General features: G+C 71.8%; 21 protein-coding genes. 13 read left to right on the top strand and 8 right to left on the bottom strand.

The genetic code is table 11. From position 1 onward, the window contains the following. The first annotated feature begins 2 nt into the window (after positions 1–2). Positions 3–2,819 carry a [protein-PII] uridylyltransferase gene (locus BLR02_RS09195; protein ID WP_090564430.1) on the top strand — a complete coding sequence of 939 codons (2,817 nt, stop codon included), beginning with the start codon at positions 3–5 and terminating at the stop codon, positions 2,817–2,819. Between the two features lie 56 nt (positions 2,820–2,875). Continuing rightward, a complete protein-coding gene (locus tag BLR02_RS09190) occupies positions 2,876–3,157 on the top strand; it encodes a hypothetical protein (RefSeq protein ID WP_090564432.1) in 282 nt (93 codons plus the stop codon). 88 nt (positions 3,158–3,245) lie between these two features. Here BLR02_RS09190 and BLR02_RS09185 read toward each other — a convergent pair whose 3' ends face one another. The 3 genes from BLR02_RS09185 to BLR02_RS09175 all read right to left on the bottom strand — a co-directional run bounded on the left by BLR02_RS09185 (position 3,246) and on the right by BLR02_RS09175 (position 6,267). Continuing rightward, on the bottom strand, positions 3,246–5,027 hold the full coding sequence (locus BLR02_RS09185) for a chloride channel protein (protein WP_245704707.1): 1,782 nt from the start codon (positions 5,025–5,027) through the stop codon (positions 3,246–3,248). A 209-nt stretch (positions 5,028–5,236) separates the two neighbouring features. Then, a complete protein-coding gene (locus BLR02_RS09180; protein ID WP_090662557.1) occupies positions 5,237–5,491 on the bottom strand; it encodes a hypothetical protein in 255 nt (84 codons plus the stop codon). Between the two features lie 14 nt (positions 5,492–5,505). Beyond that, the gene (locus BLR02_RS09175; RefSeq protein WP_090662556.1) at positions 5,506–6,267 is read right to left on the bottom strand and encodes a sulfite exporter TauE/SafE family protein; all 762 of its coding nucleotides are present in this window, start codon (positions 6,265–6,267) and stop codon (positions 5,506–5,508) included. 82 nt (positions 6,268–6,349) lie between these two features. On the opposite strand from BLR02_RS09175, the gene BLR02_RS09170 reads away from it, so the two are divergent. Both BLR02_RS09170 and murJ read left to right on the top strand, forming a co-directional pair. Continuing rightward, on the top strand, positions 6,350–7,231 hold the full coding sequence (locus tag BLR02_RS09170; protein WP_090662554.1) for a LysR substrate-binding domain-containing protein: 882 nt from the start codon (positions 6,350–6,352) through the stop codon (positions 7,229–7,231). A gap of 21 nt (positions 7,232–7,252) precedes the next feature. Next, entirely contained in the window at positions 7,253–8,800 is a 1,548-nt protein-coding gene (gene murJ / locus BLR02_RS09165; RefSeq protein ID WP_090662552.1) for a murein biosynthesis integral membrane protein MurJ, read from the top strand. A 46-nt stretch (positions 8,801–8,846) separates the two neighbouring features. On the opposite strand, the gene BLR02_RS09160 is transcribed toward murJ, so the two are convergent. Genes BLR02_RS09160 through BLR02_RS09150 form a run of 3 tightly spaced genes read right to left on the bottom strand, consistent with a single transcriptional unit; the run spans position 8,847 to position 13,501 of the window. Further along, the gene (locus BLR02_RS09160; RefSeq protein ID WP_245704706.1) at positions 8,847–11,453 is read right to left on the bottom strand and encodes an MMPL family transporter; all 2,607 of its coding nucleotides are present in this window, start codon (positions 11,451–11,453) and stop codon (positions 8,847–8,849) included. A gap of 2 nt (positions 11,454–11,455) precedes the next feature. After that, on the bottom strand, positions 11,456–13,111 hold the full coding sequence (locus BLR02_RS09155; RefSeq protein ID WP_090662550.1) for a copper resistance D family protein: 1,656 nt from the start codon (positions 13,109–13,111) through the stop codon (positions 11,456–11,458). Next, the gene (locus BLR02_RS09150) at positions 13,112–13,501 is read right to left on the bottom strand and encodes a copper resistance CopC family protein (protein WP_218127432.1); all 390 of its coding nucleotides are present in this window, start codon (positions 13,499–13,501) and stop codon (positions 13,112–13,114) included. It abuts the gene before it with no gap. A 139-nt stretch (positions 13,502–13,640) separates the two neighbouring features. On the opposite strand from BLR02_RS09150, the gene ispH reads away from it, so the two are divergent. The 4 genes from ispH (at position 13,641) to BLR02_RS09130 (ending at position 17,383) form a co-directional block, all read left to right on the top strand. After that, positions 13,641–14,618 carry a 4-hydroxy-3-methylbut-2-enyl diphosphate reductase gene (ispH, locus tag BLR02_RS09145; protein WP_245704705.1) on the top strand — a complete coding sequence of 326 codons (978 nt, stop codon included), beginning with the start codon at positions 13,641–13,643 and terminating at the stop codon, positions 14,616–14,618. A gap of 242 nt (positions 14,619–14,860) precedes the next feature. Continuing rightward, complete coding sequence (gene hpnH / locus BLR02_RS09140) at positions 14,861–16,033, top strand: adenosyl-hopene transferase HpnH (RefSeq protein WP_090662548.1); 1,173 nt, start codon at positions 14,861–14,863, stop codon at positions 16,031–16,033. A gap of 85 nt (positions 16,034–16,118) precedes the next feature. Next, a complete protein-coding gene (locus BLR02_RS09135; protein WP_090662546.1) occupies positions 16,119–16,679 on the top strand; it encodes a NifU family protein in 561 nt (186 codons plus the stop codon). Positions 16,680–16,789: 110 nt separating this feature from the next. Further along, positions 16,790–17,383: a malonic semialdehyde reductase gene (locus BLR02_RS09130; protein WP_090662544.1), complete on the top strand. Its 594-nt coding sequence runs from the start codon at positions 16,790–16,792 to the stop codon at positions 17,381–17,383. Positions 17,384–17,502: 119 nt separating this feature from the next. Here BLR02_RS09130 and BLR02_RS09125 read toward each other — a convergent pair whose 3' ends face one another. Beyond that, positions 17,503–18,225, bottom strand: coding sequence for a response regulator transcription factor (locus BLR02_RS09125; protein WP_090564455.1), 723 nt, complete (start codon positions 18,223–18,225; stop codon positions 17,503–17,505). Positions 18,226–18,431: 206 nt separating this feature from the next. On the opposite strand from BLR02_RS09125, the gene BLR02_RS09120 reads away from it, so the two are divergent. The 3 genes from BLR02_RS09120 to BLR02_RS09110 all read left to right on the top strand — a co-directional run bounded on the left by BLR02_RS09120 (position 18,432) and on the right by BLR02_RS09110 (position 20,400). Then, positions 18,432–19,598, top strand: coding sequence for a GTP cyclohydrolase II (locus BLR02_RS09120; protein WP_090662861.1), 1,167 nt, complete (start codon positions 18,432–18,434; stop codon positions 19,596–19,598). Beyond that, positions 19,595–20,104: a L,D-transpeptidase family protein gene (locus BLR02_RS09115; protein ID WP_090662542.1), complete on the top strand. Its 510-nt coding sequence runs from the start codon at positions 19,595–19,597 to the stop codon at positions 20,102–20,104. Before BLR02_RS09120 ends, BLR02_RS09115 begins: the two co-directional genes overlap by 4 nt. Positions 20,105–20,193: 89 nt before the next feature. Further along, on the top strand, positions 20,194–20,400 hold the full coding sequence (locus tag BLR02_RS09110) for a hypothetical protein (protein WP_143018078.1): 207 nt from the start codon (positions 20,194–20,196) through the stop codon (positions 20,398–20,400). 9 nt (positions 20,401–20,409) lie between these two features. Here the strand turns inward: BLR02_RS09110 and BLR02_RS09105 are convergent, their stop codons facing one another. Beyond that, positions 20,410–21,075 (bottom strand): YggS family pyridoxal phosphate-dependent enzyme, encoded by a 666-nt coding sequence (locus BLR02_RS09105; protein WP_090564462.1) that lies wholly within the window; start codon positions 21,073–21,075, stop codon positions 20,410–20,412. A 3-nt stretch (positions 21,076–21,078) separates the two neighbouring features. Here BLR02_RS09105 and BLR02_RS09100 point away from each other — a divergent pair, with 3 nt between their 5' ends. After that, positions 21,079–21,660: a thiamine phosphate synthase gene (locus BLR02_RS09100; protein ID WP_090564464.1), complete on the top strand. Its 582-nt coding sequence runs from the start codon at positions 21,079–21,081 to the stop codon at positions 21,658–21,660. Between the two features lie 245 nt (positions 21,661–21,905). After that, positions 21,906–23,336 (top strand): porin, encoded by a 1,431-nt coding sequence (locus BLR02_RS09095; protein WP_090564466.1) that lies wholly within the window; start codon positions 21,906–21,908, stop codon positions 23,334–23,336. Positions 23,337–23,377: the final 41 nt, after the last annotated feature.

Genomic DNA, 23,377 nt, shown 5'->3' with positions numbered 1-23,377 from the left:
GAATGACCAAAGCGGCGACCTTCCCGGCCCGGGGCGACACCCCCCGGCCGTCAGCCCCGGCCGATGCGCCCGGGGTCCTCCCCGACCTGATCGCCGAGCTGGTGGCGGGCCCCCTACGGCGCGAGCAGGCGCTCGACCTGTTGCGCAGCCATCTCGGCCGCATCCAGGGCCGGGTGCAGGATGCCTTCGAGAACCATGAGATGGGCGGGCTGCCCGCCGGGCGCTGGCTGGCGGCGCTGGCCGATGGGCTGATGAGCGCGATCCATGCCTATGCCCTCGCCATGGTCCCGCCCCGCAACGCCGCCGAGGAGGCGGAGCCGCCCTTCGCCCTGGTGGCGACCGGCGGCTATGGCCGCGGCGTGCTGGCGCCCTTCTCCGATATCGACCTGCTCTTCCTGACGGACCAACAGGCCGGTCCGCGGGCGCAGCGGGTGGTGGAGTTCATCCTCTACCTGCTCTGGGATCTCGGGCTGAAGGTCGGCCACGCCACGCGCAGCATCCGCGACTGCCTGGAGGAGGCGGGACGCGACACCACGGTGCTCACCGCCCTGGTCGATGCCCGCTTCCTGGTGGGCGAGCGCCCGGTCTTCGACCGCTTCAGCACCGCCTTCGACGCCACGCGGCGGGAGCGTGGCCTGGCACCCTTCCTCGCCGCCAAGCGGCAGGAGCGGGCGGGACGTCATGCGCGCTACGGCGACAGCCCCTTCCTGGTGGAGCCGCATGTGAAGGAGGGGCGGGGCGGGCTGCGTGACCTGCAGACCCTCTACTGGCTCGCCCGCTACGCCTTCGGCACCCAGCGCATGCCGGAGCTGGTGGGCGAGGACAGCCCGGGCGGCGGCCTCATCACCGAGCATGAGGCGCGGGCCATCCGCCGCGCCTGGAATTTCCTCTGGACCGTCCGCTTCCATCTCCACTACGTCGCCGGCCGGGCGGAGGAGCGGCTGACCTTCGACTTCCAGCCCGTGGTCGGCGCCCGCATGGGCTATACGCCGCGCGGCCGGCAGGACGGCGTCGAGCGCTTCATGAAGCACCTGTTCCTCACGGTGCGCGACGTGCTGCGGCTGACCCGGGTGCTGGAGCCGGCGCTCGAGCGCGCGGCGCTCGGTCCGCCCGCCGTCCGCCGCCAGGGCGATGCCGCGCTGGCCGAGGCGGGCCTCGCGCTCGCCGACGGCAAGCTGGTGGCAGCGCCGCCGAACCGGGACTTCTCGCGCGAGCCGGTGCTGATGCTGCGGATCGTCAAGGCGGCGCGCGACCGGAAGATGGAGATCCATCCGCTGGCGATCCGCGCGCTGATCCGCAACGCGCACCACGCCGCCTCGCTGCGCGGCCAGGCGGAGGCGAATACCCTCTTCCTCGACATCCTGACCGGCCGCGATGCCGCGCTCTGGCTGCGGCTGATGAACGAGACGGGTTTCCTCTCGCGCTTCATCCCCGACTGGGCGCGCATCGTCGGGCTGATGCAGTTCGACACCTACCATGTCTTCACCGTCGACGAGCACACGATCGAGGCGATCGGCGTGCTGCAGCAGATCGAGCGCGGCGAGCTGGGCGAGGTTGCGCCCGTGGCCTCGGAGCTGATCGGCCAGCTGCAGTCCCGCCGCGCGCTCTATGCCGCCTGCCTGCTGCACGACATCGCCAAGGGCCGCGGCGGCGACCATTCGGAACTCGGTGCCCGCATCGCGACCGAGCTCTGCCCGCGCATCGGCCTGAACCCGGAGGAGACGGAGACCGTCTCCTGGCTGGTGCTGCACCATCTGCTGGTCAGCCAGACCGCCTTCAAGCGCGACATCGAGGACCCGAAGACCATCCTCGACATCGCCGACCTGGTGCAATCGCCGGAACGCCTCCGCCTGCTGCTGGTGCTGACGGTCTGCGACATGCGCGCGGTCGGCCCCAAGGTCTGGAACGGCTGGAAGGCGACCCTGCTGCGCGAGGTCTACTGGCGCGTGGCCGAGGTGCTGGCCGGCGGTCTCTCCGTGCCGGAGCGCGACGTGCGCGTGGCCCGCGCGCGGGATGCGGCGGGCGCCATGCTGGAAGCCTGGCCGGCGGTGGAGCGGGAGAAATTCCTCTCTCTCGGCTATCCCGGCTATTGGCTGTCCTTCGATGCGGAAACCCATGCCCGCCATGCCGCGCTGATCCGCGAGGCGGAGGCGGTGCAGGCGCCGCTCACCGTCCGCACCCGGGTGATGGAGGCGCGGGCGGTGACGGAGGTGACGATCTATGCCGCCGACCATCCGGGCCTGTTCAGCCGCATCGCCGGCGCGCTCGCCGTTGCCGGGGCCAGCATCGTCGATGCGCGGATCCATACGCTGACCAATGGCATGGCGCTCGACACCTTCTGGGTGCAGGACGCGGCGGGTGGGGCCTTCGATGCGCCGCACCGGCTCGCGCGCCTCTCGGTGCTGATCGAGCAGGCGCTCTCCGGCCGGCTCAGGTTGCGGGACGAGATCAGGAAGGTCCGGCGGGAGCCGGCGCGGCTGCGCGCCGTGACGGTGCCGCCACGCGTGGTCTTCGACAACCATGCCTCGAACACCCATACGGTGATCGAGGTGAACGGGCGCGACCGGCCGGGCCTGCTGCATGACGTGACGGCGGCGATCAGCGACCAGGGGCTGCAGATCGCCTCCGCGCATATCACCACCTATGGTGTCCGCGCAGTTGATGTCTTCTACGTGAAGGACGTCTTCGGCCTGAAGGTCGAGAACGAGCGCAAGCTGGCGCCGCTGCGCCGGGCGGTGGAGGCGGCGCTGACGCCGCCGGGCGGCGAGGGCGGCGGCCTGGTGGTGGCGGCCCCGCGGGCGGCGGCCGATCCGGCATGATCCGATAGGCGGCTGACGCGTTGCCTCTCCCTGAGCCTACAGGGAGACATCATCGCATGCCGCCGGAACCCGATCGCCGCAGCAATATCGAGCCGCAGGAAAACCTCACCAGCAGCCATGGCCCGCACGCCCCGCAGCGGGACAAGACGAATCAGTACAAGCCCTCGCCGGGCGAGAACAACAACCGCACCGATTCGGCTGCACCGGGCGGGCCGGTGAATATCGGCGTCAAGGGCGGCGTGCCGGACGACAACGGCCCGGAAGGCGCCGGGCAGGCCGAGGACAAGGCGACCGGCCTCGGCAAGAAGGACAGCACGGCCGGCCTCGCCCAGGAATAGGGCATGACCGCCGCGGGCTGGAACGGCCGGGGGCGTCAATCATGCGACAAGGCAGCAGGCCAGGCCATGATCCGTGATCATGGCCTGGTCAGCCCGAGGCGATGCCGCTTTCCTCGCGCCGCCGCTTCTCCACCTCCTCGCCGTAGCGGCGGAGGAGGTGGGCTTCGGTCAGCAGGCCGATGACGCGGCGGCCGGGGCCGTCCACCACCGCCATGGCCTCGGCCTCGGCTGCCTCGAAGGCGGACATGGCGATGCGGGCATTCATGCTCGGCAGCAGCACCCGGTCGGTCATCTGCAGCAGCCCCTCGAGCCCGCCCTCGGGCGGTGCCGCATGCGCCTCGGCCACCGAGACGATGCCGGCATAGCGCCCGCCCTCGCCCGTCACCACCACCCGGCTGACCGCGCCGAGCGGGAAGCGCAGGCGGAAGGCGGCGAGATCTAGCGTCGCGGGGGCCATGGGCACCTCCCGCCTCATCAGGCTGCCGACGGTCAGGTCGTTCACCCAGCCGATGTCGTGCGCGCTGCGGATCGCCTCGCCGCGCAGGTGGAAGCGCCAGGTGGCGAAGGAATAGCCGAAGAGCCGCCGGACGATGAGGCCGGACACCGCGACCGCCGCCAGCACCGGGCCGGCGACGGCGAGGCTGCCGGTGGTCTCCAGCGCCAGGAAGGTCATCGACAGCGGCGCGCCGATCACCGCGGCGCCGAAGGCGCTCATCCCGACGATGGTGAGGATCAGCGGGTCGGGCCCGGGCGGCGAGATCATGGCCAGCACGCCGGCGAAGAGCTTGCCGCCGAGCGCGCCGATCAGCAGCGAGGCGAAGAACAGCCCACCGCGGAAGCCGCTGCCGAGCGAGATGATGGAGGCCATCGCCTTCACCAGCAGCAGGGCCAGCACCGGCCAAGCCGGCGCCTCGGTCATGAAGGCGGTGTGCAGCGCGCCATGCCCGGCCGAGAGGGCGACGGGCGAGATCAGCGCCAGCCCGCCGACCGCCAGCCCGCCGAGGCCGAGGCGCAGCGTCGGCGAGGGGATGGCGCGGGTCAGCAGGCTCTCGGTGGTGCCGACCCCGCGCATCAGGGCAATGCCGGCCAGGCCCGACAGCGCGCCGACCAGCAGGGCGAGCGGGTAGTAGACCGGGTCCACGACACCCGGCGCCGTCGTCTCCACCACATAGGTGCCGGCCTGCAGCAGGCGGGCGACGAGGACGGCGCTGACCGCGCTCGCCACCACGGGGAAGAGGGCGGCGATGCTGTAGGTGCCGATGACGAGCTCGAAGGCGTAGAAGGCGCCGGTGAGCGGGGCGTTGAAGGCGGCGCCGATCGCCCCCGCCGTGCCCGCGCCGACCAGGATGCGGAGGTCGCCCCGCCGCAGCGAGAAGGCCCGGCCGAGGCGGGAGGCGAGGCCGCCGCCCATCTGGGCATAGCCTGCCTCCAGCCCGACCGAGGCGCCGACGCCGTTCGAGACCACGGTCTGCGCGCCGACCACCACGCCATCGGTCAGCGAGAGCCGGCCGCCGCGCAGCGCATTCGCCTCGATCGGATCAACCGGCGAGCGCGGCCGCCAGCGGGCGATGATGCGGTTCAGCCCGGCGAGCGCCAGCCCGCCCAGCGTCGGGACCAGCAGGAGCTGCCAGGTCGGCAGCCGCGTCGCGGCGGAAAGGCGGAGATGCGGCTCCAGCCCGTAGAGCAGGCGCTGCAACCCGTGCGCGGCGGCCCCCATGCCCCAGGCCAGGACCCCGACGGCGATGCCGATCAGCACCGCGAGGCCGACCACCGCCACCTCGCTGCCGCGTACCCAGCCGCGCAGGCGCGCCGCCAGATGGGTCAGGCGGCGCATCAGCAGCACCCGGCGGTGAGGGGCGAGCATCGTCATCCCGGCGGTCATTGCCGCAACGGGAGCGGGCTGGCGAGACACCTTCTGTGGCGCGCCGGCTTCGCGCCGCTTCAATTCGCCTCAAGACGCTTGAGGTGGCGGCGCGTAAGGGATTGAAAAGACTTCGAGACTTGCCGGAATTTGAGGAATTGTGGGTTTGAGCCGCCAGCTGCCCACGCCCCGGTCGAAATGGCGTTGTGACCAAATTCCTATAGTATCGGGGGCTGCTTCGCGTCCAGCGGTTTCTCGTCCAGCAGCGCCCGGCCGCGTGGGGTGGCGACCACCTGCAACCCGCCCCTGGCGTCGCGGGTGAGGGCGACGAAGCCGCCATCCAGCGCATCCTCCCAGACCGTCAGCCGGGGGCAGGAGGTGCGCCAGGCCTCGATGACCTGCTGGTAGGGCCGCGGCGCCGGGGCGAGCGAGGCGACGAGGTCGCGGATCAGGGGCGTGATGACATCCGTCATGGCCGTTCCTTCCGTCAGGGCGCCACCGCCAGCAGGTAGCCGCCGTACAGGATGTAGGTGCCGGAGACGGCGCCGATCAGCCGGTCCGTCCAGCTTCGGTACTGGGTGTCGGTCATCGCCTCGAGCACGCGACGGGCGAGGGTGGTGCCGAGCATGGAGCAGGCCACGCCCATCAGCGCGAGGCGCCAGTCGAGATCGCCGGTCTGGCCGGCGAGGCCGCTGAAATAGGCGAGTTTCAGCGCATGGCCGAGCACCTGCCCGGCCGCCTTGGTGGCGACGATCTGCCGCCGGTCGAGCCCGCCGCCCCCCTCCTTTCTCCCGAGGAAGAAGCGGTCGATCAGCGGGCCGGAGACGCCGGTCAGCAGCATCAGCGACATGGCGACGCCGCCATAGGCGAGGCCCTGGGCGGGGTTGTGCGGGTCCGGCGCCAGCCGGGCCGGCATCACCTTGACCAGGAAGGGGGTGATGCCGAGGGCGAGCAGCGCCAGCGGCTTGTCCGGCACCCAGCCGACCAGGCTCCAGAGCAGCAGCGCGAGGCCGAAGCCGGCGCCGATGGCCAGCAGCGGCCGCCAGAGGATGTGCCGCCGCCAGAGGACGCCGCGCCAGCCATTGGAGGCCATCTGCGTCACCGCATGCAGCGCCATCGCCTCGGGGAGCGGCATCAGGGCGAGCAGCACGCCGATCAGCACCAGCCCGCCCGCCATGCCGAAGATGCCGGAGAGGAAGGAGGTGCCGAGCATCACGAGGCAGAGCAGCAGGATGGTGAGGGGTGCCATGCTGTCTTCTCTGCACCCGTTGAGGCGCCGTCACAAACCGGGATATCCTGGGCTGAGCCTCAGGAAAGTTGAGCCTGCCCGCATGCGAAGGCTGCCCTTCCTCAACGGGATCCGTGCCTTCGAGGCGGCGGGGCGTACCGGCAGCTTCGCCGCCGCGGCGGCGGAGCTGCATGTCAGCCCGGCCGCCATCAGCCGCATGGTGAAGCTGCTGGAGGCACGGCTCGGCCTGCCCCTGTTCGAGCGCCGGGCCAACCGGCTGACACTGACCGCGGCGGGCTTACGATATCGCACCGGCCTCACCGGCCTGCTCGACAGCCTGGCCGGGCTGACGGAGGAGGTCGCCGGCATGGGCGGGCGGCAGGTGCTGACGCTCGGCGTCGGCCCGACCTTCGCCATCCGCTGGCTGATCCCCCGCCTTGCCGAGTGGCAGCGGCGGGAGCCGGGGATCGAGGTGCGGATCACCACCGGTGGCGCCGGCGTGCCCTTCGCCGAGGACTGGACCTGCGGCATCCGGCTCGGCGACGGGCACTGGCCCGGGCTGGTGGCGCAGCCGCTCTTCGCCGCCGACCTGACGCCGGTCTGCGCCCCCGCCCTCGCCCGGCGGTTGCGGCGGCCGGAGGATCTGGCGGGGGAGAGCCTGCTGCGCGTCGCCCATGCGCCGGAGGACTGGCCGCGCTGGCTGGCGGCGGCGGGGCTACCGGGCCTCGTCGCAGGGGGGCCGCGCTTCGATTTCTATGGCCATGCGCTGCAGGCGGCGGCGGATGGCGTCGGCGTCGCCATGGGCATCCGGCCCTATATCGATGACGACCTGGCGGCGGGGCGGCTGGTGGCGCCGTTTCCGCGCTTCGTCTCGAAGGGGGGCGGGTGGTTCCTCGTGCATCAACCCTTCCGCGCGGGGGAGCCAGCCTTTGACGCTTTCGCGCGATGGATCATGGACACCGCACAAGCCTCGCCCCCGGCATGAATCCAGGCTAGAGGGCGCGCCATGCTCAAAGGCGTCCTCACCGTTGGCGGCTGGACCATGGCCAGCCGCGTCCTCGGCTTCGCGCGGGATATGTTCATCGCCGCCCGGCTCGGTGCCGGGCCGATGGCGGATTGCTTCTTCGTCGCGCTGAAGCTGCCCAACCTGTTCCGCCGGCTGTTCGGGGAGGGTGCCTTCAACGCGGCCTTCGTGCCGGCCTTCGCAGGGACGCTCGCGGTGCAGGGGCCACGCGTGGCGCAGCAGCTGGCCGAGCGGATGGCAGCGCTGATGACCCTCTGGCTCTCGCTGCTGGTCGGCATCGGCCTGCTCACCATGCCGCAGCTCATGCAGGTGCTGGCGCCGGGCTTCTCGGACGACCCGGCGAAATTCCAGCTCGCCATCGAGCTGACGCGGATCACCTTCCCCTATCTGCTGCTGATCTGCCTGACCGCGCTGGTCTCGGGCGTGCTGAACGGGCTCGACCGCTTCGCCGCCGCCGCCGCCGCGCCGATCTTCTTCAACCTGCTGTCGATGGCATCGCTGCTGGTGCTCACGCCCTATGTGGCGACGCCGGCCCATGCGCTGGCCTGGGGCGTCACTGTCTCCGGCGCGGTGCAGCTTGGCCTCGTGCTCTGGGCCTGCGCACGGGCGGGGATGGCGCTGCACTTCCTGCGGCTGCCGAGCCTGGCGCCCGAGGTGCGGCAGGTGCTGCGGCGGATGATCCCCGGCATCATCGGGGCCGGCGTCACCCAGCTCAATCTCGCGGTCGACGTCATCATCGCCAGCTTCCTGCCGGCCGGCGCCGTCTCCTACCTGTACTACGCCGACCGGGTGGGGCAGCTGCCGCTCGGCGTCATCGGCGCGGCGGTGGGCACGGCGATGCTGCCGCTGCTCTCGCGCCAGGTGCGCTCGGGCGAGAGCCTGTCGGCCCATCGCACCATGAACCGGGCGGCGGAGCTGTCGCTGCTGCTCTGCCTGCCGGCCGCGGTCGGGCAGGCGGTGGCGGCCGGGCCGATCGTCATCGTGCTGTTCCAGCGCGGCGTCTTCGGCCTCGCCGAGGCGGAGGCGACGGCGGCGGCGCTGGCCGCCTATGCCATCGGCCTGCCGGCCTATGTGCTGGTGAAGATCTTCGCCCCCGGCTTCTTCGCCCGGGGGGACACGGCGACGCCGGTGAAGGTGGGCTTCGCCGCCGTCGCGCTGAACCTGGCGCTCAACCTGGTGCTGACCCAATGGCTGAGCCATGTCGGCGTGGCGCTGGCGACGGCGCTCTCGGCCTGGTTCAACGCCGTGGCGCTGGGGGCGCTGCTCTGGCGGCAGGGACATTTCCTGCCGGACCGCCGGCTGCGCCAGCGCGTGCCACGGCTGCTGCTGGCCTCCGCGGCGATGGGGCTGGTGCTCTGGGGGATGGAATCGCTGCTCTTCCCCGCCGGGCCCGGCTTCCGCTTCGCGGCGCTGGCGGCGCTGATCCTCTCGGGTTGCCTGACCTATTTCGCGGCGGCGCATCTCCTCAAGGCGGTGAACCTCCTCGAGGTGAAGGGGATGCTGCTGCGGAGGCGGCGGAAGAAAGCATAAGGCCGGGGGGCGCTACCTCCCCACAGGCCCCGGACCCCGCCGGCCGTCACGCAACCTCACGCTCCTGCGGTTGATCCTCGGCGAGGGCGTGGAGGAGGGCGGGCAGCGCCAGGAGCACGGCGGCCAGGACGGCCACCAGCGACATCGCCAGCAGCACCCCCATGCTCGCCGTGCCGGGATGGGCGGAGAGGGCGAGGGTGCCGAAGGCGCTGCCCGTGGTCAGCGCGCTGAACAGCACCGCCCGTGCCATCGCCGTGGGCAGCAGCACCCGCACCCCGGCCCGCCAGGCGACGATGAAGTAGATGTCGAAGGCCACGCCGATGCCGAAGAGCAGCGGCAGGGCGATGATGTTGGCGAGGTTCAGCGAGGGGCCGAGCACGGCGCAGATCGCCAGCGTCACCAGCCCGGCCAGCACCAGCGGGGCCATGGCCAGCAGCGCCAGCCGCACGCTGTGCAGCGCGAGCAGCAGCAGCAGGCAGGTCCAGCCAAGGCCGATCGCGCCGGCGAGGAGGAAGGCGCCACGGATGGTGGCGGAGGAGGCCTGGATGGAGATCGCCATGCCGCTCGCCTCCGGCGCCACGGCCTGGACCGCGGCGGCGAAGCGGCGGAGCACCGGGTTGCTGTCCGAGAGGTCGCGTGGCCAGACCTCGATGCGGGCCTGGCCGTCCGGCGCCACCCAGTCCCGCGCCAGCTCGGGCGGCAGGCTCTCGAGTGTCACCGGCCCGGCCTGCAGCACCTCGGCGAGCTGGGCCAGCGTCGCGGTCAGGCCGGGCAGCAGGGCGGCGCCGAGGCGGGCGCGGCCCTCGGGCGGGCCGGCGGCCAGGGTGGCGAGGGCGGCGGCGAGGCGCCGCGCATCGGCTGCCTCGCGCCCGTCGCCCCCCGCCCCCCGCGCGAGGCCCGTCGAAAGCTCGCGCAGCGCGGCGGCGATGGCGGCATCGCCGGGTGGCGGCTGGACCTCGGGCGGGGCGAGGGTGAGGCTCAGCAGGTCGGCGGCATCCTGGATGAGGGCGAGCTTCGGCGCCTGGTCCTCCGGCACGAAGCTCGCCAGCGTCATCACCCGCGCCACCTCGGGCAGCGCCTCCAGCCGGGCGGCGAGCGGCCGGGCGGCGGCGAGGGAGGGGGCCAGGACGTTCAGCGTATTGGGCGTGGTGTCGATCGAGCCCATCAGGTCGCGGAAGGTCGAGACCGCCTCGGAGTGCGGGTCGCGCAGGTTGAGCGGATTGAAGTCGAAGCGGAGCACCGGCAGCGTCGCCGCCGCCGCGATCGCCAGGACCGCGAGCCCGGCGACGACCGGGCGGGCATGGCGGGCAAGCGCCCGCTCCACGGGGGCGAGGGCGGGCCAGCCAACCTCCTCCGCCTCGCCCGGCGGGGAGAGCAGCCACACCAGGGCGGGCAGCAGGGTGAGCGAGAGGAAGGCCGCCATCAGCATGCCGAAGCCGGCGATGGCGCCGAGCTCCGAGACGCCGCGGTAGTCGGTCGGCAGGAAGGCGAGGAAGCCGCCGGCGATCGCCAGGGCCGCCAGCAGGATGCCGGGCCCCGCCGTGGCCCCGGCCAGGGTGATGGCCTCCTGCAAGTCCTCCACCACCCGCCGCTGCTCGCGGAAGCGGACGGCGAACTGGATGCCGAAATCGACGCCGAGGCCGATGAACAGCACGGCGAAGGCGATGGAGAGCGGGTTGAAGGGACCGATCGCCAGCGCCCCGAAGGCGGCCGTCGCCAGGAGGCCGAGCAGCAGCGTCACCAGCACCGGCAGGATCAGCCGCCAGGACCGCAGCGCCATCCAGAGCAGCAAGGCGACCAGCGCGAGGGAGAGCAGGGTGTTCCGCACCGCCCCATCGGCGACCGAGGCGAATTCCTCGTCGGCCATCGGGATCTCGCCGGTCATGCGGAAGCGTATGCCGGGCATCTGGAGGCGCCTTGCCGCCTCATGGATGGCCTCGCCGGCGGTGGCGCCGGGGCTGAGGGCGGAGAAGTCGAGGCGCGGGCGGACGAGGACGAAGCGGCGCAGCGCCTGCGGGTCGGGCGGGCGGCCGGTGAAGAGGCTGGCCCAGTCGGGTTGCTCGATCCGCCCGGCGGCGGCGGCCTCGGCGGCGGGGGCGAGGGCGGCGAGCGGGGCGGCGATGTCGGTGAGCTTCGCCTCGCCGCGCTCGACCCCCTGCAGCACGAGGCCGAGGGCGGTGGCGAGGCCGCGCAGGCTGGGGTCGGCGGCCAGGGTGCCGAGCAGGGGCTGGGCGGCGATGATCCGCTCCGTCGTCTGCCGCACCTCGGCCGTCTCGAGGAAGAGCAGGCCGTTGCGGCGGAAGAAGGGCAGGGCGTCCGGACGCTCGATGGAGAGGAAGAGGTCGTCGCGCCGGGCCAGCGCCTCGGCGAGGCCGGCCGCGGCGCGGTCGGCGGCATCGCCCGTCACCCCATCCACCACCACCGCGATCACCCGGTCCCGCTGCGGGAAGGCTTCGGAGATGCGGTTCTCGGTCAGCCGCCAGGGCAGGTCGGCGGGGAAGAGCGCATCGGTGTCGGTGTTCATGGCGAAGCGCTGGGCGACCACCAGCCCGGCGCCCAGGGTGAGCAGCAGGGCGAGGGCCACCACCGGCCAGGGGCGGTGCGCCGCCACGCGGGCCAGCGCCGCGCAGCCCCGCGCCAACAATCCGCGCACGATCAGGCCTCCCGGTAGAGCAGCAGCAGGAGGCCGATGCCGATCAGGCAGGCGGGCCAGAGCCAGCGGCCGATGCGCGCCAGCTCCGGCGGGCCGCGCAGCTCGGTCCAGCGGGCGCAGCCGGCGACGACCGCGAGCAGGGCGAGCGGCAGGTGCGACAGCTCGATGAGCTGCGCCTCCTTGATGTTGGAGATGGCATGGGTATGCGCGAGCAGCAGCACGCCGCCCGCCAGCATCGCCAGCGGGAAGACGAAGCGCACCCGCCCGCGCAGCAGGCCGAGCCGCACCGACCATTCCGAGACGGCGAAGCCCACCACCAGCAGCGAGGCGATCTTGTGCTGCACCACCTCCGGGTCGCGCAGGCTGTCGAGCAGGCCGATATCGCCGAGCGGCCAGGCCTCCGGGTCCGAACGGATGAGGAGGAAGGCGGCGAGGCCGAGGAAGACCAGCGGCCAGTGCCGTGCCAGGGGAACGCGGCCGGTGGCGTCCAGCAGCGCGGCGAGGCCGACCAGCAGCACCATGATGCCGGCCCAATGGTGGTTGTACTCGCTCCAGGCGATGTCGGTGGCGTTCCGCGGCGGCAGGAGGCCCTCGCCGGGGGTGAAGGCCTGCGGCCGCTGCGCCGCCTGGCGCTGCTGCCATTCGGCGTCGAGCTGGGCCTGCAGGGCGGGGATAGCGAGGTCGGCATGGTCCGGGCTGGTCAGGCGCGGCCATTCCGGCGTGAACCGCTCGGTGATCTCCTGCCAGGTGACGCGGTCATCCGGCAGGTCGGCCGCCGGCGGGACCGAGGTGAGGGAGGCGGCGACGGCGAGCACGGCTATGCCGATCGACATCTCCGCCTCGATGAAGCGGCGCAGGCGGAGGGTGCCGCCCGGCGTCGGCGCGATGCGGTGGAGCAGGCGGTAGTTCATCGCCCCCAGCACCAGCAGCAGGACGAGCATGATGAGCTTGGAGGCCGCCATGGAGCCGTAGGCGGTGCCGTAGACCGCCCCGGCCGAGCCGATGAAGCCGAACCAGAAGCCCGCGCTGCCCAGCAGGATCAGCCCGACGCCGATGGCCGCCAGCAGCGAGTAGCGCTGGCCGATGATCCGGGCGGAGGGGGGCGTCAGCCGCAGGGCGGCGAGCAGGCAGGGCAGGCCGCCGAGCCAGAAGGCGGCGCCGGCCTGGTGCAGGGCGGTCGAGGCCAGCAGCATGGCGCGGCCCTCGGTGCGGGCGATGGCATGGCTGCCGAAGGTCACCGCCAGCAGCACCAGCGCCGCCAGGCCGAGCAGGCCCCAGCGCCGGTTCGGCGCCGGCCGGCCCCTCGGCAGGGCAAGGGCCAGCAGCACCAGCATGGCCAGCAGGTCGAGCCCGGTCAGCAGGATGAAATCCGCCCCGAGCAGCGCCCGGGCGCCGATATCGAGCGTCGCCTCCAGCGCCACGAAGCTCAGCAGGCCGAGCAGGAAGGTCGCGGCGAGGGAGGCGATGCCGGAGGCCAGCACCGTCCGCCGGGCGATGGCGTGCAGCCGGTCGGCATCGCCGGGCGGCATCAGTCGGGCGAGGGGCACCGCCAGCAGCACCCAGAACACGACGGAGCCGAGCAGCACGGTCCGCGCCACCAGCTCCGCCGCATGCAGGACGACGCTGGCGAAGCCGTAGAGGTCGAGGAGCTGCTCCACTTACGGGGCCTGTATGCTGAACGGGATGTCGCCGCGGGTGATATGGCCATCCACCGCCAGGACCTGCCAGCGCAGCCGCCAGGCGCCGGGGCCGGGCGGGGCGGACAGGGGTGCCGCCAGCACCACCGGGTCGCTGTCCCCCGCGATGGCGAGCGGGGTCTGCGCGCCGTCCGGGCCGATCAGCAGCAACCGGCTGCGCTCATGGTCGAGCCGGCTGTTGAAGCGGATGGTCACCCGCGCCGGCGGGGTGGCCAGGGCCGCGCCGGCGACCGGCTCGGAGCTGACCACGACGGCATGGGCTGCGGCCGGAACCGGCCGCAGCAGGGCGAGCCCGAGCAGCACCGCCGCCAGGGCAAGGGACCGGCGGGCGGTTTCGAAGCAAAGAGACAAGGCAACCTCCGATCGGGGATGGATCATCTCGGTGGCGGGGTAGAGCCACTCCCCGGTTGCAACCCGGCGGCAAAGTGCAGCAAAACATGCGCGGCGCAAGATGCCGCGAGGCGGAACGGATCGCCGCCGACTGAAGGGAATGGCTGGCAGCGATCAGGCAGGGGGCGTGCTGATGCGGATTGTTCTGGCGCAGCCGAGGGGCTTCTGCGCCGGTGTCGTGCGGGCGGTGGATATCGTCGAGCGGGCGCTGGAGAAGTACGGGGCGCCCGTCTATGTGCGGCATGAGATCGTCCACAACCGCAGGGTGGTCGAGACGCTGCAGGCCAAGGGCGCCCGCTTCATCGAGGCCCTCGAGGAGGTCCCGGCCGGCGCCGTCACCATCTTCAGTGCCCATGGCGTCTCCCGCGCCGTCGAGGCCGAAGCCGAGGCGCGTGGCCTGCCCGTGCTGGACGCCACCTGCCCGCTGGTGTCCAAGGTCCATACCGAGGGGCGGCGCTATGTCGCCCAGGGGCGGGCCCTGATCCTCATCGGCCATGCCGGGCATCCCGAGGTCGAGGGCACGCTGGGGCAGATCCCCGGCCGGGTTCATCTCGTCGGGAGTGCCGCGGAGGTGGCGGCGCTGCCGATCCGGACCGACCAGCCGGCTGCTTTCGTCACGCAGACCACGCTTTCCGTCGATGACGCGCGCGGCATCATCGAGGCGCTGAAAGCCCGCTTCACGGACCTCGTCGGCCCTGATACGCGAGACATCTGCTACGCCACCCAGAACCGCCAGACGGCGGTGCGGGAGCTGGCGCGGCGGGTGGACGTGTTGCTGGTTGTAGGAGCCGCCAACAGTTCCAACTCTAACCGCCTCCGGGAGATCGGGTCGGAGCAGGGGGTGCCCTGCTACCTGATCCCGGATGCCGAGGCGCTCCGGCCCGAATGGCTCCGGGGTGCGGAGGTGGTGGGGATCACGGCCGGGGCCTCCGCCCCGGAGAGCCTGGTGGAGGAGGTGATCGCGGCGCTGGGCCGGCTTGGCCCCGTCGAGGTTTCCGCCTTGCCCGGCATCGTCGAGGATGTGTCGTTCAAGCTGCCCGCGGCCCTGGTGGAACCCGAGGCCAGCGCGGCTTCTTGAGGCAGACCCCTGGAGCATGGCCGCCGCGCGTGGAAGCGGCGATCATGCTCTGGCTTGTTGCTGGCTTGCGTGCTTCACGCCACCGGCTGGTCCGGCGCGCGGCAATCACGCTTTGGACGCCGGCGGGGCGCATCCGCGCCCCCTTGCCTTGCCGCGCTCGCGGCGGGCCGTGTTCGTGGCCTCGGCCCGGGGCGCTGCCGCCAAGGCGGCGCATCGGGACCGCTGGTTAGGAGAGAGATGGTATGGGTATCCCGCTGCGGCAGCAGATGAAGGTCGGCGCCTATGTGCTCAAGCAGCACATGCTGGGGCGGAAGCGATACCCGCTCGTGCTGATGCTGGAGCCGCTGTTCAAGTGCAACCTGGCCTGCGCCGGCTGCGGCAAGATCGACTATCCGGACCCGATCCTGAACAAGCGCCTCTCGGTCGAGGAGTGCCTGCAGGCGGTGGACGAGACGGGCGTGCCGGTCGTCGCCATCGCGGGTGGGGAGCCGCTGCTGCACAAGGAGATGCCGCAGATCGTCGAGGGCATCCTGGCGCGTGGCAAGGTCGTCATCCTCTGCACCAATGCGCTGCTGCTCGAGAAGCGGATCGAGCAGTACAAGCCGCACCCGAATTTCACCTGGGACATCCACCTGGACGGCGACAAGGACCAGCATGACTGGGCGGTGAGCCAGAAGGGCGTCTACGACCGCGCCGTCGCCGCGCTGAAGGACGCCAAGGCGCGCGGCTTCCGCGTCGCCATCAACGCCACGCTGTTCAACAATGCCGAGCCGGAGCGGATGGCGCGGTTCTTCGACGACGTCACCGCCATGGGCATCGACGCCATCATGGTCTCGCCCGGCTATGCCTATGAGCGGGCGCCCAGCCAGCAGCACTTCCTCAACCGCCGGAAGACGAAGGAGCTGTTCCGCGGCATTTTCGCCCGCGGCAAGGGCAAGGGGTGGAAGATGGGCAACAGCCCGCTCTTCCTCGACTTCCTGGCGGGCAACCAGACCTACCACTGCACGCCCTGGGGCAACCCGACCCGCAACATCTTCGGCTGGCAGCGGCCCTGCTACCTGCTCGGCGAGGGCTATGCGAAGTCCTTCAAGGAGCTGATGGAGACCACCGACTGGGACAAGTACGGGGTCGGCAACTACGAGAAATGCGCCGACTGCATGGTGCATTCCGGCTTCGAGGCCTCGGCGGTGATCGATTCCATCAAGCACCCCCTGAAGGCGATGGCGCGGCAGGTGCGGGGACCGAAGACCGAGGGCGAGATGGCGCCCGAGATCGACCTCTCCGGGCAGCGGCCGGCGGATTTCGTCTTCTCCCGCCATGTCGAGCAGACCATGGCCGAGATCGCGCATGAGCCGAAGCAGAAGCCGGTGCGCGGCGCCAAGCATGGCGGCACGCCCGCCGTCGCGGCCGAATAAGGGCGGCGGTGGGTTGCATCCGGGGGTAAAGCCGACCAGCTTAGTCCGGAAATAACCCACCAGCTGCTTTGGCAGGACCAGACCCATGTTCATCGAGACCGAAGGCACCCCGAACCCCGCCACGCTGAAATTCCTCCCCGGGCGGGAGGTGATGGGCACGAGCGGCACCGCCGACTTCGCCTCGGCCGAGGCTGCCACCCGCAGCCCGCTGGCGACCCGCATCTTCGCCCTCGGCGGCGTGGCGCGCGTCTTCCTCGGTGGCGATTTCGTCACCGTGACCCAGACCGAGGCAGCCGACTGGGCGCAGCTCCGCCCGCAGGTGCTGGGCGCGATCATGGACCATTTCATGGCCGGCCTGCCCGTGCTCGACAGCGACGGCGATGCCGAGGCGGAGGAGTTCGACGACGCCGATGCCGAGATCGTCGACCAGATCAAGGAGCTGCTCGACACCCGCGTGCGCCCGGCCGTGGCCGGGGATGGCGGCGACATCGTCTTCCGCGGCTACCGCGACGGGGTGGTGAAGCTGCATCTGCAGGGTGCCTGCTCCGGCTGCCCCTCCTCGCGCGCCACGCTGAAGCATGGCGTCGAGAACATGCTGCGGCACTACGTGCCCGAGGTGGTGGCGGTGGAGCAGGTGGACGCCTGATCCCTGGCCGCCATCACCATCGGTGATGGCGGAGATCAGCCCGGCACCATTGGCGGCGCCGGGCCGTGGGCCGATACCGGTCGGGATAGCGAATCCGAACGGAGCCTCCTATGCCCGACCAGATCCTCGATGCTGCCGCGCTCGACCAGCTCTTCCGCACCGCCCGCACCCACTACAAGTGGCAGGACCGGCCGGTGCCGGACACCAAGCTGGCCGAGCTCTATGACCTGCTGAAATTCGGGCCGACCAGCGCGAACAGCTCGCCCGCCCGCCTGGTCTTCATCCGCACCGCGGAGGGCAAGGAGAAGCTGAGGCCGGCGCTCTCCAAGGGCAACATGGAGAAGACGATGACCGCGCCGGTCATCGCCATCGTCGCCCATGACACCCGCTTCTATGACGAACTGCCGAAGCTCTTCCCGCATGCGGATGCGCGGTCTTGGTTCGCCGGCAATGATGCGTTGGCGGAGGTGACAGCCTTCCGCAACGGCAGCCTGCAGGGCGCCTACCTGATCCTCGCCGCCCGGGCGCTCGGCCTCGATGCCGGGCCGATGAGCGGCTTCGACAATGCCAAGGTGGACGAGGCCTTCTTCGCCGGCACCAGCTGGCGGTCGAATTTCCTCGTCAACCTGGGATATGGGGATGAAAGCGGCCTCTTCCCCCGCAGCCCGCGCCTGACCTTCGATGAGGCGGTGCGGTTCGAGTAGGCTGCCGGCCTGGGCAAGCTCCGGTCAGGTGGGGTCACCCGGTCGGAGATACGCCCGGCCAGACGACCGGCAACGCTGCGGGGCACGGTCCCCCACCCGTTGAGGCAGGATATTTGGCCCTAGCCGTTGGCGGCGGCGGTGCCGGCGGCCGGATCCAGCCGGTAGCCGCCACCTTCGGTCAGCAGCAGCCGGGCATTGGTCGGGTCCGGCTCGATTTTCTGGCGGAGGCGATAGATATGCGTCTCCAGCGTGTGGGTGGTGACCGCGCTGTTGTAGCCCCAGACCTCGTTCAGCAGGATCTGCCGCCCCACCGGCTTGCCGCCGGCGCGGTAGAGGTATTTGAGGATCGCGCTTTCCTTCTCGGTCAGCCGGATCTTCCGGTTGCGCGCCTGCTCCATCAGCAGCTTGGCGGAGGGGCGGAAGGTGTAGGGGCCGACCAGGAAGACCGCATCCTCGGAATTGTCGAAGACGCGGAGCTGGGCGCGCAGCCGCGCCAGCAGCTCGTTCAGCCGGAAGGGCTTGGCGATGTAGTCGTTGGCCCCGGCATCGAGGCCGCGGACCACATCCTGCTCGCCATCCGCCCCGGTCAGCATGATGACGGGGATCTTGAGCCCCTGGCGGCGCAGGCGGGTGCACAACTCCCGGCCGTCGCCATCGGGCAGGCCGATATCGAGCAGGACGGCGTCGAAGCGGGCGGTGGGCGAGGAGAGCATCCGCTCGGCTTCCTCGGCCGTCGCGGCCTCGGCGGGGTCGAATTCGCCGTCGAGCGAAAGCTGCTCCGCCAGCGTCGCCCGAAGGGCGACGTCATCATCCACGATCAGCAGTGGGCGGGGACCAGCCATGCAATCTCCCAGGGCAGGATTTCTTGTCAGTCGAGATTTACGTGATGTCGATGGCGAAGCTGTGGCGAGGTTGTCAAGCCATAGCGCTGCCTCAGATGGTCCGAGCTCGGTCCGTAATCAATATTTCGCTCCCTCTCCTGCCGGTGCCGTTTCGACGCCACATTCCGGGTGCGCGATGCAGCCTGGATGGACCTAGATTGACGATCATGCCCCTCTCCGTTGCGACCGACCCGCTTGCCACTGCCGCCTCCGCCGCGCCGGATGCTGCCCTGTCCCTGCGCGCCGTGCATCGCGCCGCCGCCGAGCTCCGGCGGGGGACGCCGGTGCTGCTGCGGGGCGGGGAGCATCCCCTGGTGATCGCCGCGGCCGAGACGGTGGGCGCCGCCGGCCTCGCCGAGCTGGCGGCGCTGGCCCGCGGCCCGGGCGTGCTGCTGCTGGCGCCGAGCCGGGCGGCGGATGTGGCGCCGGTGCCGGTGCTGCGCCCGGTCCAGGGGGTGGAGGAGGCGGCCGTCGCGCTCCGCCTGCCGCCGAGCCTGCTGGACCCCGCGATGCTGCGCAGCCTGGCCGACCCGACCGCCGACCGCTTGCCCGAGGGCAACCGCACCGAACGCGTCCCGGCCCCGGCCCTGGCCGGGGCGGCGCTCGCCCTGGCCAAGCTCGGCCGGCTGCTGCCGGCGGTGATCGCGGCGCCGGCCCGGGATGGCCTGGGCCGGGGCGACCTGCTCACGGTCGAGACCGCCGATGTGCTGGCCTATCCGGCCGAGGCGGCGACCACGCTGCGGCGGGTGGCCGAAGCCGCGGTGCCGCTCGAGGGTGCGCCGGATGCGCGCATCGTCGCCTTCCGCGCGGCGGATGGCGGGATCGAGCACCTCGCCATCCTGGTCGGCCGGCCGGAGGACGTCGTCGCGCGCGGCGATGCGCCGCTGGTGCGGCTGCATTCGGAATGCTTCACCGGCGACCTGCTCGGTTCCCTGCGCTGCGATTGCGGGCCGCAGCTGCGCGGCGCCATCCATCGCATGGGCGAGGCGGGGGCCGGGGTGCTGGTCTATCTCGCGCAGGAGGGGCGGGGCATCGGCCTCGTCAACAAGCTCCGCGCCTACCGGCTGCAGGATGGCGGGCTCGACACGCTGGATGCCAACCGGGCGCTCGGCTACGGGGCGGATGAGCGCAATTTCATGGTGGCGGCGACCATCCTCCGCCAGCTCGGCATCGAGCGGGTGCGGCTGCTGACCAACAACCCGGAGAAGCTCGAGTCGCTGGCCGCCTGCGGCATCCTGGTCGAGGGGCGGGAAGCGCATGCCTTTGCCCCGAATGGGGTGAATGACGGGTATCTGGAGACCAAGGCCCGCCGCTTCGGCCATCTGCTCGCATGAGCGCGGCCCCCTCCACCGCGCTGGTGCGGCCCGACGGGCTGCTGCGGCTGCAGGGCGAGACCTGGCGCTGCGCCCTGGGCCGGGGTGGCATCCGCCGCGACAAGCGGGAGGGCGATGGCGCGACCCCGGTGGGCCTGCTGCCGTTGCGCCGGGTGCTCTACCGGGCGGACCGGGTGGCGCCGCCGCGCTGCCGGGTGGCGGTCGAGCCGATCGCGCCGCAGGACGGGTGGTGCGACGACCCGTCCCATGCCGACTACAACCGCCCGGTGACGCTGCCGCATCCGGCCCGGCATGAGGTGCTGTGGCGGGCGGACTCGCTCTACGACATCATCGGCATCCTTGGCTGGAACGACGCGCCGGTGCAGCGCGGCCGGGGCAGCGCCATCTTCCTGCACCTGGCCCGCCCCGACCTGGCACCGACCGAGGGCTGCATCGCCCTGCCGGAGCCTGCCCTGCGCGCGGTGCTGGCGGCCGGGCTGGCCGCCATCGAGGTCATGGACGAATGATGTCCTTCTGGACATCTTTTGCCTGAGCTTGGCACTCTTCCCCGACGCGCATCCGGAGCAACCGGGGCGCCAGGGAGAGGTCCAGGACCATGGCAGACTTGTTAAGGCAGATGCTGGCGCGCCCTTGGCCGCCGGTGGCGGTGCTGATGCTGATCGGCGCGGTGCTGGGCTACCTTGGGCTGGGCACCGCCGCGGCCGTGTTGTTCATGACGGCCGGCATGCTGATCATGGTGGCCTCGGCACGGCGGGGCCCGGCACGGCAGGGCCCGGTGCAGCAGGGCACGGTGCAGCACTGAGGCCACGCGTCAGCCCCGGGCGCCGAAGATGGCGCTGCCCACCCGCACATGGGTAGCACCGCAGGCGATGGCGGCCTCGAAATCCGCGCTCATGCCCATGCTGAGCACGGGCAGGGCGTGGCGGCCGGCCAGCTCCGCCAGGTAGTGGAAATGCGGGCGGGGGTCCTCCTCGGCCGGGGGGATGCACATCAGCCCCCGCACCGGCAGGCCCCACTCCTCGCGGCAGGCGCGGAGGAAGCCCTCGGCCTCCGCCCGTGGGACACCGGCCTTCTGCGGCTCCTCCCCGGTATTCACCTGCACCAGCATCTCGGGCGCGCGGCCCTCCTTCGCCATGGCCTCGGCGAGGGCTGTGGCGAGCTTCGGGCGGTCCAGGCTCTCGATCACATCGGCGATCCGCACCGCATCCCGCGCCTTGTTGGTCTGCAGACCGCCGATGATGTGCAGGCGGAGCGCGGGCCAGGCGGGCCGGAGGGGCGGGAATTTCCCGGCGGCCTCCTGTACCCGGTTCTCGCCGAAGACCATCTGGCCGGCGGCCAGCGCCGCGGCGACGGCCTCGGCCGGGTTGGTCTTCGAGACGGCGACCAAGGTGACGGAGCCCGCTGGCCGGTTGGCGCGGGCGGTGGCCTCGGCGATCCTCGCCTGGATGCGGGCGAGGTTGGCGGCGATGTCGGTCATGCGATGGGCAAGCTAGAGGCGGCGGCGCGGCGGCTCAAGCCATGGGGCGGGCCGCGGCTGGTGCTGGTCGGCGACCCGGTGCGGCTGCCCGACCCGCGAGGGGCGGCGGCGCGGCTGCCGGCCGGGGCGGCGGTGCTGGCGCGTGGCCTGTCGCCCGCGGTGCTGAGGGGGCTGGCGGCGCTGGCCCGGCAGAGGCGGCTGGTGCTGCTGGTGGGCGGCGACGGGCGGCTGGCGCTGCGGCATGGCGCGGGGCTGCATGTCCCTGACCGCAGGGCGGTGGCGGGGCTGCTGCCCTTCCTGCAGGGCCGCCGCCGCCGTGGGCTGCTGCTGACCGCGGCGGCGCATGGCCGGGCCGGGCTGGCCCGGGCGCGCAGGCTGCGGGCGGATGCGGTGCTGCTCTCCCCGGTCTTCCCGACGCGCAGCCACCCCGGCGCGCCGGCGCTCGGCCCGCTGCGCTGGGCCGCGCTGGCGCGGCGGGCCGGACGGCCGGTGCTGGGGCTGGGCGGCATCGGCGGGCCGACGGCCGGCCGGCTGCCGCGCTGGGCCGCCGGGCTGGCCGCGATCGAAGGTTTCCTGCCCCTGTAACTCCCCGCGTACAAAACCCTGTGTCTCATGCGCCACAGTGTTTCAGCGAAGTCGCGGTAACGCTGAGTCGGCCGTTGCCGCCCTTTATTGCGCTGGCCCATAGTCCGGTGCGGACCCGGTCATGTCCGGCCGCCGGCATGGGTCGGGTTTGGGTATGACACCTGCCAAAACGGCGCAAGCCGTGGGGGGGCGGGTGGGTCAGACAGGGAACAGCCGGGCATGCCCGGCGAGTGAGGAGGTTTAGGATGCGCAAGATACTGCTGGGCACGACCGCGGTGGTCGGCGCGGCGCTTCTGGCCCCGGCGGTTGCCGTGGCGCAGGAAGCCCCGACCGTCCGGATTGGCGGCTTCTTCCGGGCTTACTACGGCAACACGCAGCAGAGCGGCCGCAACAGCACCACGCCGTCCGGCCTGGCCAACAACACGTCCCCGGCGACCGGGAACCTGCAGCAAACAGTCGTTGGCGGGATTCCGACGACGGAGACGAATGTCGGCACCAACCCCGGTCATGTCGGCCGCCTGTCGAACAACGACTTCAGCACCGACGCCGAGGTCCATGTCTTCGTCAACGGCAAGACGGCCAATGGCCTGTCCTACGGTGCGGTGGTCGAGATCGCCTTCAACCAGCAGGAAGGCCGCAACATCGTCCAGCAGCGCGCCAGCACGGGCAAGACGACGGCGAGCATCGACGAGATGTACGCCTTCGTCGCCTCGCCGCTCTGGGGCCAGATCCGCTTCGGTGACGAGGACGGCCCGGTCGGCGGCCTGATGAACTCGGGTGTCATCACCAACTTCGGCACCGGCGGCATCTACGGCGACCGCGAGTCCTTCGTGTCCCGCCAGGCCAATGTCCGCACGACGACCTCCCCGGGCTCGCTCGGCGACAACACCAAGATCATCTACCTGTCGCCGCAGTTCTTCGGCTTCGACTTCGGCGGCTCCTTCGCCTTCAACTACAACGAAGGCGAGGACACGGGCTGCGCGACCAACCAGTCCAGCGGCTGGTGCGACGCCTCCTATGCCTTCACCGGCGCCGCCAACTTCGGCGTGGCCGCGGCCGGCCCGAACATGTCGGTCCGCCGCAACGAGTACCAGGGTGCGGTGCGCTGGCGCGGCAGCCTGGCCGGCGTCGGCCTGTCCGTCACCGGCGGCTATGTCGGCTCGGGCGCGGCGCGGGAGCTCAGCCCGCTCAACGTGCAGCGCGCGGTGTTCCAGCCGCTCGGCGTCTGGCAGGTGGGTGCGCAGGCTTCGGCCTACGGCCTGACGGTCGGTGCGCAGTATGAGCATGGCGCCTCGAACTTCTTCTGGGGCAACCTGATCAAGGGCGACCGGCCCATGGATCAGTTCTTCGCTGGCGCCAGCTACACGGTCGGGCCGTTCACCATCGGCGGCAACTACCTGATCCAGACCGTGGAAGGCGCGAGCCGCACCAACTTCGGCTACAACGCTGCCGGCGTGCTGCAGGCGACCAACAACGCAGCCGGTGCGGCCATGATGCGCCGCCTCGGCTACGGCATCGGCGCCAACTACCGCCTCGCTCCGGGCCTCGACATCGTGGCCGAGTACAGCAGCTACACGGTTGCGGAGCGTGGCCGCGACCTCGACCCGTCCAACCCGGGCGTGCAGGACCGCAACACCGCGAAGGTGTTCATCCTGGGCACCCGCCTGGCCTTCTGATCCTTCGGGATCAGCGAAACGGGGGTGGCAGGGCAACCTGC

This window comes from Belnapia rosea (assembly GCF_900101615.1).
Lineage (GTDB): Bacteria > Pseudomonadota > Alphaproteobacteria > Acetobacterales > Acetobacteraceae > Belnapia > Belnapia rosea.
This window is presented reverse-complemented; position numbering and strand designations above follow the sequence as displayed.

Coding starts and splice junctions, on each gene's coding strand:
- BLR02_RS09195 (WP_090564430.1), top strand. CDS start 3: ATGACCAAAGCGGCGACCTTCCCGGCCCGGGGCGACACCCCCCGGCCG.
- BLR02_RS09190 (WP_090564432.1), top strand. CDS start 2,876: ATGCCGCCGGAACCCGATCGCCGCAGCAATATCGAGCCGCAGGAAAAC.
- BLR02_RS09185 (WP_245704707.1), bottom strand. CDS start 5,027: ATGACGATGCTCGCCCCTCACCGCCGGGTGCTGCTGATGCGCCGCCTG.
- BLR02_RS09180 (WP_090662557.1), bottom strand. CDS start 5,491: ATGACGGATGTCATCACGCCCCTGATCCGCGACCTCGTCGCCTCGCTC.
- BLR02_RS09175 (WP_090662556.1), bottom strand. CDS start 6,267: ATGGCACCCCTCACCATCCTGCTGCTCTGCCTCGTGATGCTCGGCACC.
- BLR02_RS09170 (WP_090662554.1), top strand. CDS start 6,350: ATGCGAAGGCTGCCCTTCCTCAACGGGATCCGTGCCTTCGAGGCGGCG.
- murJ (WP_090662552.1), top strand. CDS start 7,253: ATGCTCAAAGGCGTCCTCACCGTTGGCGGCTGGACCATGGCCAGCCGC.
- ispH (WP_245704705.1), top strand. CDS start 13,641: ATGGCTGGCAGCGATCAGGCAGGGGGCGTGCTGATGCGGATTGTTCTG.
- hpnH (WP_090662548.1), top strand. CDS start 14,861: ATGGGTATCCCGCTGCGGCAGCAGATGAAGGTCGGCGCCTATGTGCTC.
- BLR02_RS09135 (WP_090662546.1), top strand. CDS start 16,119: ATGTTCATCGAGACCGAAGGCACCCCGAACCCCGCCACGCTGAAATTC.
- BLR02_RS09130 (WP_090662544.1), top strand. CDS start 16,790: ATGCCCGACCAGATCCTCGATGCTGCCGCGCTCGACCAGCTCTTCCGC.
- BLR02_RS09125 (WP_090564455.1), bottom strand. CDS start 18,225: ATGGCTGGTCCCCGCCCACTGCTGATCGTGGATGATGACGTCGCCCTT.
- BLR02_RS09120 (WP_090662861.1), top strand. CDS start 18,432: ATGCCCCTCTCCGTTGCGACCGACCCGCTTGCCACTGCCGCCTCCGCC.
- BLR02_RS09115 (WP_090662542.1), top strand. CDS start 19,595: ATGAGCGCGGCCCCCTCCACCGCGCTGGTGCGGCCCGACGGGCTGCTG.
- BLR02_RS09110 (WP_143018078.1), top strand. CDS start 20,194: ATGGCAGACTTGTTAAGGCAGATGCTGGCGCGCCCTTGGCCGCCGGTG.
- BLR02_RS09105 (WP_090564462.1), bottom strand. CDS start 21,075: ATGACCGACATCGCCGCCAACCTCGCCCGCATCCAGGCGAGGATCGCC.
- BLR02_RS09100 (WP_090564464.1), top strand. CDS start 21,079: ATGGGCAAGCTAGAGGCGGCGGCGCGGCGGCTCAAGCCATGGGGCGGG.
- BLR02_RS09095 (WP_090564466.1), top strand. CDS start 21,906: ATGCGCAAGATACTGCTGGGCACGACCGCGGTGGTCGGCGCGGCGCTT.